This window comes from Affinirhizobium helianthi, assembly GCF_042680945.1.
Lineage (GTDB): Bacteria > Pseudomonadota > Alphaproteobacteria > Rhizobiales > Rhizobiaceae > Neorhizobium > Neorhizobium helianthi.
The window spans coordinates 110,279-124,225 of the sequence record NZ_JBHUEQ010000032.1 but is presented as its reverse complement, the minus strand read 5'-3'; the positions used below and the strand labels follow the sequence as shown (position 1 = coordinate 124,225).

At 57.3% G+C, this 13,947-nt stretch carries 14 protein-coding genes; 1 reads left to right on the top strand and 13 read right to left on the bottom strand.

All coding sequences use genetic code 11. The features are described 5' to 3' along the window. Positions 1–7 precede the first annotated feature (7 nt). On the top strand, positions 8–328 hold the full coding sequence (gene trxA / locus ACFSE1_RS17310) for a thioredoxin (protein WP_377404122.1): 321 nt from the start codon (positions 8–10) through the stop codon (positions 326–328). Positions 329–403: 75 nt separating this feature from the next. Here trxA and ACFSE1_RS17305 read toward each other — a convergent pair whose 3' ends face one another. The 13 genes from ACFSE1_RS17305 to ACFSE1_RS17245 all read right to left on the bottom strand — a co-directional run bounded on the left by ACFSE1_RS17305 (position 404) and on the right by ACFSE1_RS17245 (position 13,897). Continuing rightward, positions 404–1,747, bottom strand: coding sequence for a bifunctional folylpolyglutamate synthase/dihydrofolate synthase (locus ACFSE1_RS17305; RefSeq protein ID WP_377404119.1), 1,344 nt, complete (start codon positions 1,745–1,747; stop codon positions 404–406). 108 nt (positions 1,748–1,855) lie between these two features. Next, positions 1,856–2,740: an acetyl-CoA carboxylase, carboxyltransferase subunit beta gene (gene accD / locus ACFSE1_RS17300; protein ID WP_377404116.1), complete on the bottom strand. Its 885-nt coding sequence runs from the start codon at positions 2,738–2,740 to the stop codon at positions 1,856–1,858. A 39-nt stretch (positions 2,741–2,779) separates the two neighbouring features. Next, positions 2,780–3,619: a tryptophan synthase subunit alpha gene (gene trpA / locus ACFSE1_RS17295; protein ID WP_377404113.1), complete on the bottom strand. Its 840-nt coding sequence runs from the start codon at positions 3,617–3,619 to the stop codon at positions 2,780–2,782. Positions 3,620–3,621: 2 nt separating this feature from the next. Next, positions 3,622–4,842 carry a tryptophan synthase subunit beta gene (gene trpB, locus ACFSE1_RS17290; RefSeq protein ID WP_377404110.1) on the bottom strand — a complete coding sequence of 407 codons (1,221 nt, stop codon included), beginning with the start codon at positions 4,840–4,842 and terminating at the stop codon, positions 3,622–3,624. After that, a complete protein-coding gene (locus ACFSE1_RS17285) occupies positions 4,839–5,510 on the bottom strand; it encodes a phosphoribosylanthranilate isomerase (RefSeq protein ID WP_377404107.1) in 672 nt (223 codons plus the stop codon). Before ACFSE1_RS17285 ends, trpB begins: the two co-directional genes overlap by 4 nt. A gap of 107 nt (positions 5,511–5,617) precedes the next feature. Next, positions 5,618–6,379 (bottom strand): M48 family metallopeptidase, encoded by a 762-nt coding sequence (locus tag ACFSE1_RS17280; protein ID WP_377404104.1) that lies wholly within the window; start codon positions 6,377–6,379, stop codon positions 5,618–5,620. A gap of 143 nt (positions 6,380–6,522) precedes the next feature. Then, positions 6,523–6,942, bottom strand: a complete 420-nt coding sequence (locus ACFSE1_RS17275; protein ID WP_377404101.1) for a DUF2852 domain-containing protein — start codon at positions 6,940–6,942, stop codon at positions 6,523–6,525. Between the two features lie 140 nt (positions 6,943–7,082). Further along, on the bottom strand, positions 7,083–8,363 hold the full coding sequence (locus ACFSE1_RS17270; RefSeq protein WP_377404099.1) for a polyhydroxyalkanoate depolymerase: 1,281 nt from the start codon (positions 8,361–8,363) through the stop codon (positions 7,083–7,085). Positions 8,364–8,615: 252 nt separating this feature from the next. Beyond that, positions 8,616–11,042 (bottom strand): DNA topoisomerase (ATP-hydrolyzing) subunit B, encoded by a 2,427-nt coding sequence (gene gyrB, locus ACFSE1_RS17265; RefSeq protein ID WP_377404096.1) that lies wholly within the window; start codon positions 11,040–11,042, stop codon positions 8,616–8,618. Positions 11,043–11,170: 128 nt separating this feature from the next. Next, on the bottom strand, positions 11,171–11,536 hold the full coding sequence (locus ACFSE1_RS17260) for a helix-turn-helix domain-containing protein (RefSeq protein ID WP_377404093.1): 366 nt from the start codon (positions 11,534–11,536) through the stop codon (positions 11,171–11,173). Continuing rightward, complete coding sequence (locus ACFSE1_RS17255) at positions 11,533–12,087, bottom strand: Smr/MutS family protein (RefSeq protein WP_377404090.1); 555 nt, start codon at positions 12,085–12,087, stop codon at positions 11,533–11,535. Before ACFSE1_RS17255 ends, ACFSE1_RS17260 begins: the two co-directional genes overlap by 4 nt. Further along, a complete protein-coding gene (gene mltA / locus ACFSE1_RS17250; protein ID WP_377404087.1) occupies positions 12,084–13,202 on the bottom strand; it encodes a murein transglycosylase A in 1,119 nt (372 codons plus the stop codon). Before mltA ends, ACFSE1_RS17255 begins: the two co-directional genes overlap by 4 nt. Further along, positions 13,199–13,897: a Tim44/TimA family putative adaptor protein gene (locus ACFSE1_RS17245; RefSeq protein WP_377404290.1), complete on the bottom strand. Its 699-nt coding sequence runs from the start codon at positions 13,895–13,897 to the stop codon at positions 13,199–13,201. The genes mltA and ACFSE1_RS17245 overlap by 4 nt, the downstream gene beginning before the upstream one ends. Positions 13,898–13,947: the final 50 nt, after the last annotated feature.

Below are 13,947 nucleotides of genomic sequence, written 5' to 3'. Positions count from 1 at the left end.
GAGCCTCATGGCTACCGTGAAAGTCGACATGTCCAACTTCCAGTCCGAAGTTCTGGACTCCGCCGAGCCCGTTGTCGTTGATTTCTGGGCAGAATGGTGCGGCCCGTGCAAGATGATTGCTCCGAGCCTGGAAGAAATTTCGGCAGAGATGGCTGGCAAGGTGAAGATTGCCAAGCTGAACATTGACGAAAACCCGGAACTGGCTGCCAAGTTTGGCGTGCGCTCCATCCCTACCCTTGCCATGTTCAAGGGCGGCGAAGTGGCGGATATCAAGGTTGGTGCTGCACCGAAGACCGCGCTTTCCAGCTGGATTTCCGGCAACGCCTGATCTTTTCGGCATTACAAAAACAAAGAACCCGGCCTCGCAGCCGGGTTTCTTTTTGCTTTCGATCTGTCGCTCAGGTCACTTCGGCGGCGTTCCATTCTCCGCCAGAACAGTGCCGGCGAGATAGAGCGACCCGCCGATCAGGATGCGCGGCGGCGGGCTGTCACTCAGCTGGCGGTCCGCAATCACTCTTAGTGCATCCGCGACATTGGACATGGGCTCTGCCACAAGACCAGCATCATAGGCGGATTGCGCCAGTGCCACCGGATCCAATCCGGACTCGCTGCTTGCAATCGGCACGGTAAAGACGCTTTCGGCAATATCCGTGAAGGCACGGAAGAAGCCCAGAGGCTCCTTGGTATTCAACATGCCAATGATCAGATAGAGGGGACGCGCCTGACGCTCCTCGAAAGAAGCCATCGCTTCGGCAATCACTTCCCCGGCACCGGGATTATGGCCGCCATCGACCCAGATTTCCGCGCCTTCAGGGGCCAAGCGAACAAGTTCGCCCTCCGTCAGTCGCTGGAGACGCCCCGGCCACTCGACAGAGTTCATCGCCTTTTCCATCATGGCCTCGGTCACGTCGAACCCGGCTGCCTTGACGGCACGGATGGCTGCAGCGGCATTGCCCAATTGGTGGCGGCCCGGCAGGCGCGGCAAAGGCAAATCGGCAAGGCCGAATTCATCCTGATAGACCAGTCTGCCAAATTCCTCATGAGCACGAAAATCCTGCCCGTAAACGGACATTGGACAACCCAGCCGCTCGGCGACCGATACAAGCACCTCACGGGCTGAATCATATTCCTGATGACCGATAACGACAGGACAGCCCTTCTTGATGATGCCCGCCTTCTCTGCTGCAATCAGTTCCACACGATCGCCAAGATAGGCTTGATGATCGAAGGAGATCGGCATGATGACAGACACTGCCGGATGATCGACCACATTGGTGCAATCGAGACGTCCGCCCATACCGACTTCCATGACGACCACATCGGCTGGAAGTTCTGAAAAGAGCAGGAAGCCAGCCGCCGTGAGGATTTCGAAGACGGTGATAGGCTCGCCCCGATTGGCCTCCGCCACGCGACGCAAGGCATCCGCCAGCAATGCATCTTCAACCAGCACTCCCGGCTTACCGCGCTGCCCGATGCGGTATCTCTCATGCCAGTTTACGAGGTGGGGTGATGTGTGAACATGAACGGCATGTCCGGCAGCTTCCAGCAGAGCGCGACAGAATGCACTGACAGAGCCTTTGCCGTTGGTGCCAGCCACATGGATCATGGGAGGCAAACGGTTTTGCGGATTCCCCAGCACATCGAGCAGACGCCGCATGCGCCCCAAGGTCATATCAAAACCTTTGGGATGTAGAGCCATCAGTTCGTTGATGACCTGTTCCGCCTCGCTAAGGGCAACGTCGTTCATGGCAATCCCTGCGGCTGAAATAGCGAAATTGCCGAACCTCCCGAGGAGTCCGGCAACTGGTGTCACATCCATTCTGCCGTTGGCTCACGCCATTCCGGCCCGGAATGGTCAGGCCGTCCTGGCGAGGACCTGATCAGAATTCTCAGGCTGCTTCAACATGATCTTCAGAAGCGAAGCAAGCGTCGCTGCAAGATCATGGCGCTTGACCACCATATCCACCATGCCGTGCTCCAGCAGATATTCCGAGGTCTGGAAGCCTTCCGGAAGCTTTTCACGCAGCGTCTGCTCGATCACGCGCTTGCCTGCAAAGCCGATTTCAGCGCCCGGCTCAGCGATGTGAACGTCACCAAGCATGGCGTAGGAGGCGGTTACGCCACCGGTCGTGGGGTTGGTCAGCACCACGATATAGGGCAGTCCTGCCTCTTTGAGCATGTTGACCGCCACTGTCGTACGGGGCAGCTGCATCAGCGAAAGAATGCCTTCCTGCATGCGTGCGCCACCCGATGCAGGGAAGATTACCAGCGGGCAACGCTCTGCGCGCGCACGCTCACAGGCCTTCACGATTGCTTCGCCAGCCGCCATGCCGAGCGAGCCGCCGATGAAGTTGAATTCGTGAACGACGGCAACAAGCTTTACGCCACGCACCTTGCCAAGTCCGGCCAGAATGGTGTCTTCCTGCTCCGTCTTCAGGCGGCTGTCCTTGAGACGGTCGCTATACTTCTTGGAATCGCGGAACTTCAGCGGATCCTGCGCCACCTTCGGCTGCGGCAGGTTCTCATAGACACCGCCGTCAAACAGGTCTTCCAGGCGCGCCTTGGCCGGCATCTTCATATGAAAGCCGGAGGCCGGAATGACCCATTTGTTCTCTTCAAGATCCTTATGAAAAACCATCTCGCCCGTTTCCGGGCACTTGATCCAGAGGTTTTCCGGCACTTCCCGGCGGCCCAGCATGGAATTGATGCGAGGACGCACATAGTTGGTGATCCAGTTCACTGGCAGAACTCCTGATTGACGCTCGTCAATGTGGTGATGTTACTCGGCAGCGACAAGACGCGCCGCGCGGACACCGCTGGCCAGCCCGCGAACGAGCGTGGAAACGGCGGAGATTGTGTGTTCCGTGGCTTTGCCATCCACGGAGAGGCTTCCGGCAACTTGCGCCACGATGGCGGAACCGACGACAACGCCATCGGCAGCGGCACCGATTGCCTTTGCATGGTCGGCAGTCTTGACCCCGAAGCCCACGCAGACGGGAAGATCCGTGTGAGCCTTGATCCGACGCACCGAGCTTTCGATCTTGCTCAGATCCGGCAGGGCAGAGCCGGTGATGCCATTCATCGAAACATAGTAGACGAAGCCGGATGTGTTCCGCAAAACGGTTGGCAATCGGCGGTCATCGGTCGTTGGAGTCGCCAGACGGATGAAATTGATGCCCTTGGCGATAGCCGGCAGACAAAGCTCGTCATCCATTTCAGGCGGCAGATCGACAACGATCAGGCCATCGATACCGGCTTCAATGGCGGCATCGAGAAAGGTCTCGACCCCCATATTGTAGATCGGATTGTAATACCCCATCAAAACGATGGGCGTATCCTGATCGTCCTTGCGGAATTCACGCGCCAGATCCAGCGTCTTCAGCAATGTCTGCCCGCCGAGAAGGGCCCGGTGTCCAGCCAGCTGAATGGCAGGGCCATCCGCCATGGGATCGGAAAAGGGCATTCCAAGTTCGATCACATCAGCGCCAGCGGCAGGCAGCGCCTTCATGATGCCAAGCGAGGTCTCGTAATCGGGATCGCCACCCATGAAATAGGTGATGAGAGCGGGACGACCTTCGGCCTTCAGATCCGCAAACCGCTTTTTCATACGTTCAGTCATGATCAGAGGCCCATTCCGAGAATTTTGCCGACAGTGAAGATGTCCTTGTCGCCGCGGCCACAGAGGTTCATCAGGATGATCTGGTCCTTATCCATCTTCGGAGCGCGCTTGATGACTTCCGCCAAGGCATGGCTCGGCTCCAGTGCCGGGATAATGCCTTCGGTGCGGGTCAGAAGCTGGAAGGCCTCCAGTGCTTCATCATCCTTGATCGGCACATATTCGACGCGACCGATATCCTTCAGCCAGGAATGCTCAGGACCGATGCCGGGATAGTCCAGACCGGCAGAGATGGAATGACCTTCCTTGATCTGGCCGTCATTATCCTGAAGCAGATAAGTGCGGTTGCCATGAAGAACGCCGGGGCGACCAGCCGTCAGAGAGGCACAGTGCTCCTCGCCTTCGAGACCCTTGCCACCGGCTTCAACGCCGATGATGCGGACGTTCTCGTCATCCAGGAAGGGATGGAAGAGACCGATGGCATTGGAGCCGCCACCGACAGCCGCAATCAACATATCCGGCAGGCGGCCTTCAACCGCCATCATCTGCTCGCGTGCTTCCTTGCCAATCACCGACTGGAATTCGCGCACCATCTCAGGATAGGGATGCGGACCTGCTGCCGTGCCAATGATGTAATAGGTATCCTCGACGTTGGTCACCCAATCGCGAAGGGCTTCGTTCATGGCATCCTTCAGCGTGCCGTGACCTGCGGTCACCGGCTTCACCTCGGCACCGAGAAGCTTCATGCGGAACACGTTCGGCGCCTGACGCTCGACATCCGTTGCACCCATATAGACAACACAGGGCAGACCGAAGCGTGCTGCAACCGTTGCAGACGCTACACCATGCTGTCCGGCGCCGGTTTCTGCGATGATGCGCTTCTTGCCCATGCGCTTGGCAAGCAGGATCTGTCCGATACAGTTATTGATCTTGTGGCTGCCGGTATGGTTCAGCTCGTCACGCTTGAAATAGATCTTTGCGCCGCCAAGCTCGGCTGTCAGCCGCTCAGCAAAATATAGCGGGCTGGGACGTCCAATGTAATGGGTACCCAGATGCGCCAATTCCGCCTGGAATTCGGGATCTGTCTTTGCCTTGTTCCACTCGTCCTGAAGGTCGAGAATAAGCGGCATGAGGGTTTCGGCAACGAAGCGACCGCCATAGATGCCGAAGCGGCCATCTTCATCGGGGCCGGCCCGGAACGAATTCGGTTTCAACGGCTGGTTCACTTGGTCACTCCCTCTGATGCACTCGCCTGCCAGTTTTCGATCGCATCGAAAAAGGCGTTCATCTTGTTCAGATCCTTCACACCCGGCGCACTCTCAACTCCGGATGAAATGTCAATGCCGGGAGCTCGCGTCATGCTCAACGCCTGACCGACATTATCCTTATTCAGCCCACCGGAAAGCATGTAATCCACGCCTTCGTCAAGCGCGGCCATAAGGCTCCAATCGAAGGAAACTCCGTTTCCGCCCGGAAGTTCTGAGCCAGCGGGTGGCTTGGCATCGAAAAGGAACCTGTCTGCCAGACCGTCGTAGCTTTCTATCTTCCGCAGGTCATCGACAGTCCTGACTGAAAAAGCCTTCATGACTGGAAGCCCGAACACGGCCTTGATGTTGAGCACCCGCTCCGCCGTCTCATGACCATGGAGCTGAAGTATGTCCGGCTTGAGGAAGGAGATGATCTCTTCGAGTTCCTCGTTATCGACATCGACCGTCACGGCGACAATCTTGGCTCGCCCGCGGACCCGATCCGCCAATGCCCCTGCCGTCAGGGGATCGATGTGTCGCGGACTCTTTTCGAAGAAGATGAAACCGATATGGCTTGCCCCTCGCTGCACTGCGAGGTCCACCGCCTCGGGGGTCTTCAATCCGCAGATTTTAATGTCAGGTCTCATGATGGCGAAGTGACACGAAATGCGCCCGGAGTCGAGCAAAATAGGTTGAACTACCCCATGCACTATGGGTTCTTGCACTCCGCTAACGGAATTCGCGTCCGATTGGATCAGGAGAAATCCAGGGCGTGCAATTGCGAGCCGTTTGCCTTCAGCCATCGGCGCGCTTCATCCGTGCGGGGACACAGTCGCTGACAGAGCGCCCAGAAAGAGGGACCGTGGTTCATTTCCTTCAAATGTGCCACTTCATGGGCCGCCAGATAATCGATGACGAATGCAGGAGCCATCACGATGCGCCAGGAGAAGCTCAAGGCTCCATCCCAGGTGCAGGAACCCCAGCGGCTGCGTGTATCTTTTATGGTGATTGACCGCACGGGCTTGCCAATCGAGCCGGCATGAGCGAGCGCCAACTTTTCCAGGTCGGCTTTCGCCTCCTTCTTCAGAAAAGCAGCAAGGCGTCGCGGCAAATGTTCCTCCAATCCGCTGACCTGTATCACGGGCCCGTCCTCTTGCTGAACAATCTGCGTGAGGCCACGAATTGCGCCCGTGTGGACGATGAGGTGAGATATGCCGCGAATGGCGATGTGACCGCCAGGCCGCAGGCCATCGGCATTGTCAAACTTCGACAGCTTCTTTCTCAACCATTCGTCATGCCGATTGAGGAAGTTGTCAATCTCCCGGCTTTTCAAGCCCCGCGGTACCGTCAGTTTAAGGCCGCGTCCCCCCGCATCGATACGCAGGGTAATCCTCGTTGCGGTCGCATGCTCCCGAATTGTCAGGGGCAGAGAACGCTCACCGACGCGCAGCACCCTCTCCTCTTTCTTGAGGGGTTTCGGCTTGGCTCTGACCGGCTTTCTGAGGATGGGAAGCATGGGAGTTGTCTAAACTGATTCGGTCACTCGGAAAGGATAAGCCTCAGTGTGTGCCATCAAGCAGTTCCAGGTTCACCTGCAATGCTTATGACCATCAAAAACCGGCGCCGCAAGGGCGCCGGTGCAAATTGATCTCTGAGGCATCAGACCGCCGGATATTGACCTTCCGGTCCGCGGTTGCCGCGCTCGCGCATGAAGCGATCAAATTCTTCCTGATCCTTCGCCCGACGAAGCTCGCGAAGATAGCTATCGAATTCCTCGCGCATCTCGTCCAGCTTGCGGCGCTGCTCCTCGATGCGATCGAGTTCCGCCTTACGCCAATCGTCAAAAGCGACATTGCCGGTGGCGAAAGTCGGGCTGTAACGTCGTCCGGAACGACGCAAGCCTGCGAAGATGCCATCGGCCTTATCATTCGCGTTGCGTTTGAAATCGCGCAGGCGCTCGCCGAACAAGATATAGGCAAGCATAGCGAGGCCCAGCGGCCAGAAGACCACAAAGCCCAGCACCATCAAGGCGATGGTTGCCGGAGTCCAATCCGGACGTATCAATGCTGACTGGTTCATGGGGGCATTACCTCGTTCTTGAAAAGGCACGCATCATGCGTCCCTCGAAGTTTCGATGTGGTAAGCCGCCCATGGCGCTTCAAGAACAGGCAGCCCGGATTCGCCGAAATGCCTGTTCTCGTTTTCTGAAATCGGCGTGATCAGCCCGCTTTGCCGCCCTTGATGACGCGCGGAGCTGGATTTTTCCGAACAGCCTTGGAATGCTCCCTGGTGAAGGAAAGAATGCGTGGAGCAATCTCCTTGCGGAAGCGAGATCCGTTGAACACCCCGTAATGGCCAACATCCGGCTGCACATAATGCAGGCGCTTATCATCCGGGATATTCGTGCAGATCGTCTGCGCAGCATGCGTCTGGCCAACGCCCGAAATGTCGTCATTCTCGCCTTCGATGGTGAGGAGTGCAACATTCCTGATCGCGGTCGTATCCACCGGTACGCTCCGATGCATCATCGTACCCTTGGGCAAGGCATGCTGGATGAACACCGTATCGACTGTCTGCAGATAGAATTCCGCCGTCAGATCCATGACAGCCAGATATTCATCGTAGAAATCGCGATGCTTCTCGGCAGATTCACCGTCATTCTTCACCAGATGCTGGAAGAATTCCTTGTGAGCGATGAGGTGCCGATCAAGGTTCATCGACATGAAGCCGGAAAGCTGCAGGAAGCCCGGATAGACCGGACGCATGAATCCCGCCTGCGGCCAAGGCACTGTCATGATGACATTGTCCTTGAACCATTTGAGCGGACGATCCTGAGCCAACTGGTTTACGGCTGTCGGATTGATGCGTGTGTCGATCGGTCCACCCATCAGCGTCATCGACGAGGGAACGAAAGGATCGGCTGCCGCTTCCATGACGGCCACGGCCGCCAGAACCGGAACGGAAGGCTGACAGACAGCCACCACATGCGTATCCGGGCCAAGATGGTGAAGCATCTCGATCACATAATCGATGTAATCATCCAGATCGAAGGTGCCTTCGGTGATCGGAACGGTTCGAGCGTCTTTCCAGTCGGTGATGTAGACATCCGCACCCTGCATCAGCGCCTCTACGGTTCCGCGCAACAGCGTCGCGTAGTGTCCGGACATGGGTGCCACGACCAGGATCTTCTGGTCTGGGGGGCGGCTTGCTGGCAGAGCGCGTTCAAAGTGGAGAAGATTGCAGAATGGCTTGGACCATACCACCTTTTCCGTGACCTTCACCGGATGACCGTCAACCGTCGTCGTCGGGAGATTGAATTCCGGCTTGCCATAGCGACGCGTCGCCCTTTCAAACACTTCCAGGCTCGCCGCAAAGGTTCGGCCAAATGTTGTTTGAGACAGCGGGTTGAGTGGGTTTGTATAAAAGAAGCGCATGGCTTCGGTCGTGGCGCGGAAGGGCGCCATGGCCGCGTGGTTCAACTCGTAGAGCTGGTAAAACATGCAGACGCCACCTTTCTTCCTTTAGCTTTCGATCGCGGCATTCCGTCATTGCTGAGATGAAATCTAGCATGGCGAAAGTAAACTAACAGGAACCGCGTGCGGTGCAACAACACGGCCTACCATAAATTCGGAAGTGTTGTGCGCTGCATCAATTCGCGGGCGCCGGGTTTGGTTCCAACGATTTAACAAGGCGTTGGCACGTGTTTCACGTGAATCAACCCACAGAAAAGATTCACGTGAAACAAATCGTGATTAGATGTCCAGGTTGGCAACGCTCAGCGCGTTGTCCTGGATGAACTCGCGGCGAGGCTCAACCTCATCGCCCATCAGGCGGGCAAACAGCCCGTCGGCATCGGTCGCGTCGTTGATTTTCACCTGAAGCAGAGAGCGAACATTCGGATCCAGCGTTGTTTCCCACAACTGCTCCGCGTTCATCTCACCCAGCCCCTTGTAGCGCTGCATGGACAAGCCCTTGCGGCCAGCGGCGAAGATCACATCCAGAAGTTCGCGGGGACCGGAAATCTCTTTCGACTTGTCCTTCAAGGCCAGCACTGGCGGCACAGCGTAGATCTCGCTGAGGCGCTCTGTCATCTGATCGATATGGCGGGCATCGGCGGAGCCGATCAGGGCGACATCGATAACGGCAGATTCCTTGACGCCACGCACCATTCGCTCGAAGCGCAATCCACCCTCGCCGGTAACATAGCCGGACCAGCCCCGCTCTGTTTCTTCCGCAATGATATCAAGACGGCTCGCAACCTGATCCGCAGTTGCCTGCGCACGCTCGCGATTATCCGTGAGTTCAGGATTGAGAGCGCCCGCAATGGCAGCCTGCTCCACGATGGAACGGCTGTAGCGGGAATGGAGACCATCCAGCAAGGACCGAAGACGCAGTGCATCCTGAATGACTTCGCGCAGATCGGCACCGGCACGAACTTCGCCCGAGCCGAGCGTCAGCGTGGCGTCCTCGAGGCCCTGCCCGATCAGGTACTCTTCCAGAGCCTTTTCGTCCTTCAGATATTGAACCGATTTGCCGCGCGTGACCTTATAAAGCGGCGGCTGCGCGATATAGAGGTGTCCCCGCTCAATAAGCTGCGGCATCTGGCGGAAGAAGAAGGTCAACAGCAGCGTGCGAATATGTGCGCCATCGACGTCAGCATCGGTCATGATGATGATCTTGTGGTAACGCAGCTTGTCCGGGTTGAATTCGTCCTTGCCGATAGATGTGCCCAGAGCCGTGATCAACGTGCCGATTTCCTGGCTGGACAGCATCTTGTCGAAGCGCGCACGCTCGACGTTCAGGATCTTGCCGCGCAATGGAAGGATGGCCTGGCTTTCGCGCGAACGTCCCTGCTTGGCAGAGCCGCCAGCGGAATCACCCTCGACGAGGAAGAGTTCGGACTTGGCGGGATCGCGTTCGGAGCAATCGGCGAGCTTGCCGGGCAGCGATGCAATATCCAGCGCGCCTTTGCGTCGCGTCAGCTCTCTGGCCTTGCGCGCCGCTTCGCGTGCGACAGCCGCTTCCACCACCTTGCCGACAAGCACCTTGGCTTCTGTCGGATGCTCCTCGAACCAGGTGCTCAGCGCTTCATTCACCAGGTTTTCCACCACCGGGCGAACCTCGGACGAAACGAGCTTGTCCTTCGTCTGGGAGGAGAATTTGGGATCGGGAACCTTGACGGAAAGAACGGCACTCAGGCCCTCACGGCAGTCTTCACCCTGAAGCGAGACCTTCTCCTTCTTCAGAATGCCCGAAGAGTCAGCATAGGAGGTGACTTGCCGCGTCAATGCTGCACGGAAGCCCGCCATATGCGTGCCGCCATCGCGCTGCGGAATGTTGTTGGTGAAGCACAGCACATTCTCATGGTAGCTATCGTTCCACCACAGCGCCACTTCCACCGTGATGCCGTCTTTCTCGCCACGGATGGAAACCGGCTTATCGACGAGCGGCTTCTTCGCCCGATCCAGATACCGGACGAAGGCTTCGAGGCCGCCGTCATAGATCATCTCTTCCTGGCGAATGTCCGACTTGCGCTTGTCCGTCAAAAGAATGCGCACGCCGGAATTCAGGAACGCGAGTTCGCGCAAGCGGTGTTCCAGCGTTGCGTAATCGAATTCGGTTTTCGTGAAGGTTTCCTGGCTGGGAAGGAAGGTCACTTCCGTGCCGGAACGCCCCTCATAGTCCCCCGTCACCCGCAGAGGAGCATCTGCCACACCGTGGGTAAAGCTCATCTCATGGATTTTGCCGCTTCTGCGAATTTTCAGGCTCAGGCGCACGGAGAGAGCGTTCACGACCGAAACGCCGACGCCATGCAGACCGCCGGAAACCTTATAGGAGTTCTGGTCGAACTTTCCGCCTGCATGCAGTTGGGTCATGATGACCTCTGCAGCCGAAACACCTTCGCCGGTATGAATGTCTGTCGGAATACCGCGACCGTTGTCGGTCACGGTAACAGAGCCGTCGGCATTGAGCGTAACCGTTACCAGATCCGCATGACCGGCCAGCGCCTCATCGATCGCGTTATCCACGACCTCGTAAACCATGTGGTGCAGGCCCGAACCATCGTCCGTATCGCCAATGTACATTCCTGGCCGCTTGCGTACTGCATCAAGACCCTTGAGAACCTTGATGGAATCGGCGCCATATTCTGCACTCGCGCTGACGGGTGTATCGCTCATCAATCAACTTTCTTGTTCTTGGTGCTCACGGTGTCAGGCGAATCACCGCTGTCCTGATGCGGACTATAAGAAGTTCCCGTCAAGTTTCCAAAGCGCGGAACAGTGAAAACCGGGGATGACTGCCTGAGTTAGCCCCTATTTTGGGCCTTTTCCAGCAAGCTTGTCATTTCTTCTATCACCTTTGGCTCCAGAGTGCGAATCCGACGCGCCAAAAGATTGGCGAAAGCCGTATATTCCGGCGTCAAGCCGGAGGTGTCGACCACAACACGAGGGTCCGATGCCTCCGCAACGCGGAACAGTTCCTCGGCTTCGTCCCAGATGATGTGGAAATAACCCGCGACCCTTTGCAGGAAATCGAAACTGGGTTTGCCGCGTTTTCCATGTTCCAGCGCAGAGAGATAGGCCGCCGAAACGCCTAGCGCCTTTGCCATCTCGTGTTGCGTCACACCCTTGCGAAGCCTCAGCTCCCGCAACCGCTGCCCGAACGGCGTCACCCCGCGTCTCCCTTCCGGCTCAACCGAACATAGAGTGCACCCTCTCCCCCGTGCTGGCGCGCCGCTGTCTCGTAGGAGGAAATCAGAAAGCGAAACTCGGGCTTCGAAAACCACAGAGGAACGGCTCTCTTCAATGCGCCTTCGCTGCCAAGCGAACTCCCCTTCCCTGTGATCACCAGCACATGGCGAAGGCCTCGTTCATGGGCGCGAAGCAGAAAATCCAGCAGAACACCATGGGCCTCGCTCTGGATCATACCATGCAGATCGATACGCGCTTCGAGAGACAAGCGCCCCCGCGCCAGCTTGCGCTTGACTGGCCGCTCCAGTGGATGATGCTGACCGGATGCTGGTTTTGGCGCACCCTGCTTCTGCTCCACCGCCACATCCTTAGCCGGAGTCCCAGCTGATGGAAGAACCTCTTTCAGAGAGGTATCCAGCGCCTCTTCAAATTCCAGCAGCGTTTCCAGCCGTCCTGGAAGCGGCCGTGTTGTCTTTGCAACCTTGCCCCAGAGAACGCGCTCCTCATCCTGAAGTTTGCGGCCCTTCTTCATGGCATGAACCGCTTGGCCGCCTGTTTGGGGATCAGAAGCGTGAAATCTGCCGAATGTCTCACCGTCCCGGCCTGCTCGCCGGCTTCAAAACCTGAGCCCGTGAAAATGTCACCCCGGGCGGGCCCAACAATCGCCGATCCTGTATCCAGCGCCAGCATCAAACGGCCAAAGCTCTGCCCCTCATCCAGGTGAGTGAGCGTCTCGGCCTCAATGAAAAACGGAAAGCCGAAGGTGTGGATCAATCGGTCTACCGCCAGCGATCTGCCCGGAACAAGTGGCACCTTCGCTGCAGCAATAGGGCCTAGATTTTCATCGGAGACATCGGCCTCCCGGAAGAAGATGTAGGATCTGTTATGCCAGAGAACCTCATCCATATTAGCCGGATTCTCCTGCAACCATTGACGGATCGATTGCATGGAAATTCCTGCCGGATCGATTTCTCCGCGATCGATCAGCAGCCTGCCGATCGGTGAGAATGGATGCCCCGCCTTCGCCGCATAGGTAATTCTCTTGCGTCGGCCATCCTTGTAACGAAGGCGCGCAGCACCCTGCACATGCGTGAAGAACACATCGATCTTGGAACGTGCCCAGGCGATTTCGAGATCCTGACCTTCAAGATAACCCTGGTCTATCGCCCGCCGGTCCGGATAGAGGTCAATACCGCCCTCCGTCTTCCTCCCGAACGCATAATAGGGGTCCATCCAACCTGGACGATTTGCCTCATCCAAATCAATCAGATCGGGAGGGCGGCGATAGAAGGGATATTGGTAGCCGGATTCCCGCGAGTCGGAAACTTCGACTTCCGGCTCATAGAAGGCCGTGACAAAGCCACGCTCACCGTCTGCCCGTTCAATGCGGAATGGTTGGCATTCCTCCTCGAAGAAGCGACGCGCCTGCTCCGGACTCTCGAAGTCGCGATCTCGGGATGCTTCCAGCAGAGGTAGAAGATCATCTGCCGTCAGGCCAAGCGCGCCGCTCTTGTAGGGCTTTGCCGAGCGCAGATGCTGAAGACAGTTCTGCATGGCAGAGAAGAGGGGGCGGGGGTCATCGACCTCCCACCCCCTCAAATCTGAAAAGGCAACCGGCTTTAGCGTTGGACGTTCCGTTGGGGTCATTGCTCGGATTCAGTTGCGATGAGCTTCCAGTTCGGATCCTTGGAACGAACGTCGCGGGCAAAGGTCCAGACGTCGATAACCTCTGCCACAGCTTCCGCATCCCCATCGATCAGGGTGTTGTTTCTGTCATAGGTCGCGGAAATAAGCTGGCTGACGATTTTGACAGTGATCTGCTCTTCATGATCCTTCACGGATGCATGAACGAAATCGGATTTGTGAATACCCACAAAGGTTGACTTCACCACTTCGCCGCGTGCTTCCCGCTCGGAAATCGCAGCTTCAAATCCCTCATAAACTTCTTTTGAAAGAAGGTTCCTGAGGCTTTTGCGGTCGCCATCGGCGAAAGCCATGACGATCATCTCGTAGGCCATCCGTGCGCCGGTCATGAATTCCTTGGGGCGGAAGCTGGGATCTGCCCGGACGAGATCGCGCAGCCCCTGGTTCAGCTCCGAACCCGCAGGTGCCACGGCGTCAATTTCAACCCATTTCTGTTCTTCATCGACAGGTTCCCGGCGGGGAAGCTGGACAACCTTTTCCTCCTGGCCGGATACGTCCCGATTTGCCTGCCGCGCGGCGAACGGATCGACCGGAGGCTTCTCATGTCCCGTCCGGCGACCGAGCACGCTGCGCAGCTGAAAAAAGATCAGAACGGCAGCGACCAGAAAGAACAAAGTTATGAAGTCATTCGCGCCCATTTTTACCCGCAGATCGTTGGAATTATGATTGTTCCATCTCATATAGTCTG

What these genes read in the sequence shown, in the direction of transcription:
- trxA (WP_377404122.1), top strand. Translation starts at nt 8, where the DNA reads ATGGCTACCGTGAAAGTCGACATGTCCAACTTCCAGTCCGAAGTTCTG.
- ACFSE1_RS17305 (WP_377404119.1), bottom strand. Translation starts at nt 1,747, where the DNA reads ATGAACGACGTTGCCCTTAGCGAGGCGGAACAGGTCATCAACGAACTG.
- trpA (WP_377404113.1), bottom strand. Translation starts at nt 3,619, where the DNA reads ATGACTGAACGTATGAAAAAGCGGTTTGCGGATCTGAAGGCCGAAGGT.
- ACFSE1_RS17285 (WP_377404107.1), bottom strand. Translation starts at nt 5,510, where the DNA reads ATGAGACCTGACATTAAAATCTGCGGATTGAAGACCCCCGAGGCGGTG.
- ACFSE1_RS17280 (WP_377404104.1), bottom strand. Translation starts at nt 6,379, where the DNA reads ATGCTTCCCATCCTCAGAAAGCCGGTCAGAGCCAAGCCGAAACCCCTC.
- ACFSE1_RS17275 (WP_377404101.1), bottom strand. Translation starts at nt 6,942, where the DNA reads ATGAACCAGTCAGCATTGATACGTCCGGATTGGACTCCGGCAACCATC.
- ACFSE1_RS17270 (WP_377404099.1), bottom strand. Translation starts at nt 8,363, where the DNA reads ATGTTTTACCAGCTCTACGAGTTGAACCACGCGGCCATGGCGCCCTTC.
- gyrB (WP_377404096.1), bottom strand. Translation starts at nt 11,042, where the DNA reads ATGAGCGATACACCCGTCAGCGCGAGTGCAGAATATGGCGCCGATTCC.
- ACFSE1_RS17255 (WP_377404090.1), bottom strand. Translation starts at nt 12,087, where the DNA reads ATGAAGAAGGGCCGCAAACTTCAGGATGAGGAGCGCGTTCTCTGGGGC.
- mltA (WP_377404087.1), bottom strand. Translation starts at nt 13,202, where the DNA reads ATGACCCCAACGGAACGTCCAACGCTAAAGCCGGTTGCCTTTTCAGAT.
- ACFSE1_RS17245 (WP_377404290.1), bottom strand. Translation starts at nt 13,897, where the DNA reads ATGGGCGCGAATGACTTCATAACTTTGTTCTTTCTGGTCGCTGCCGTT.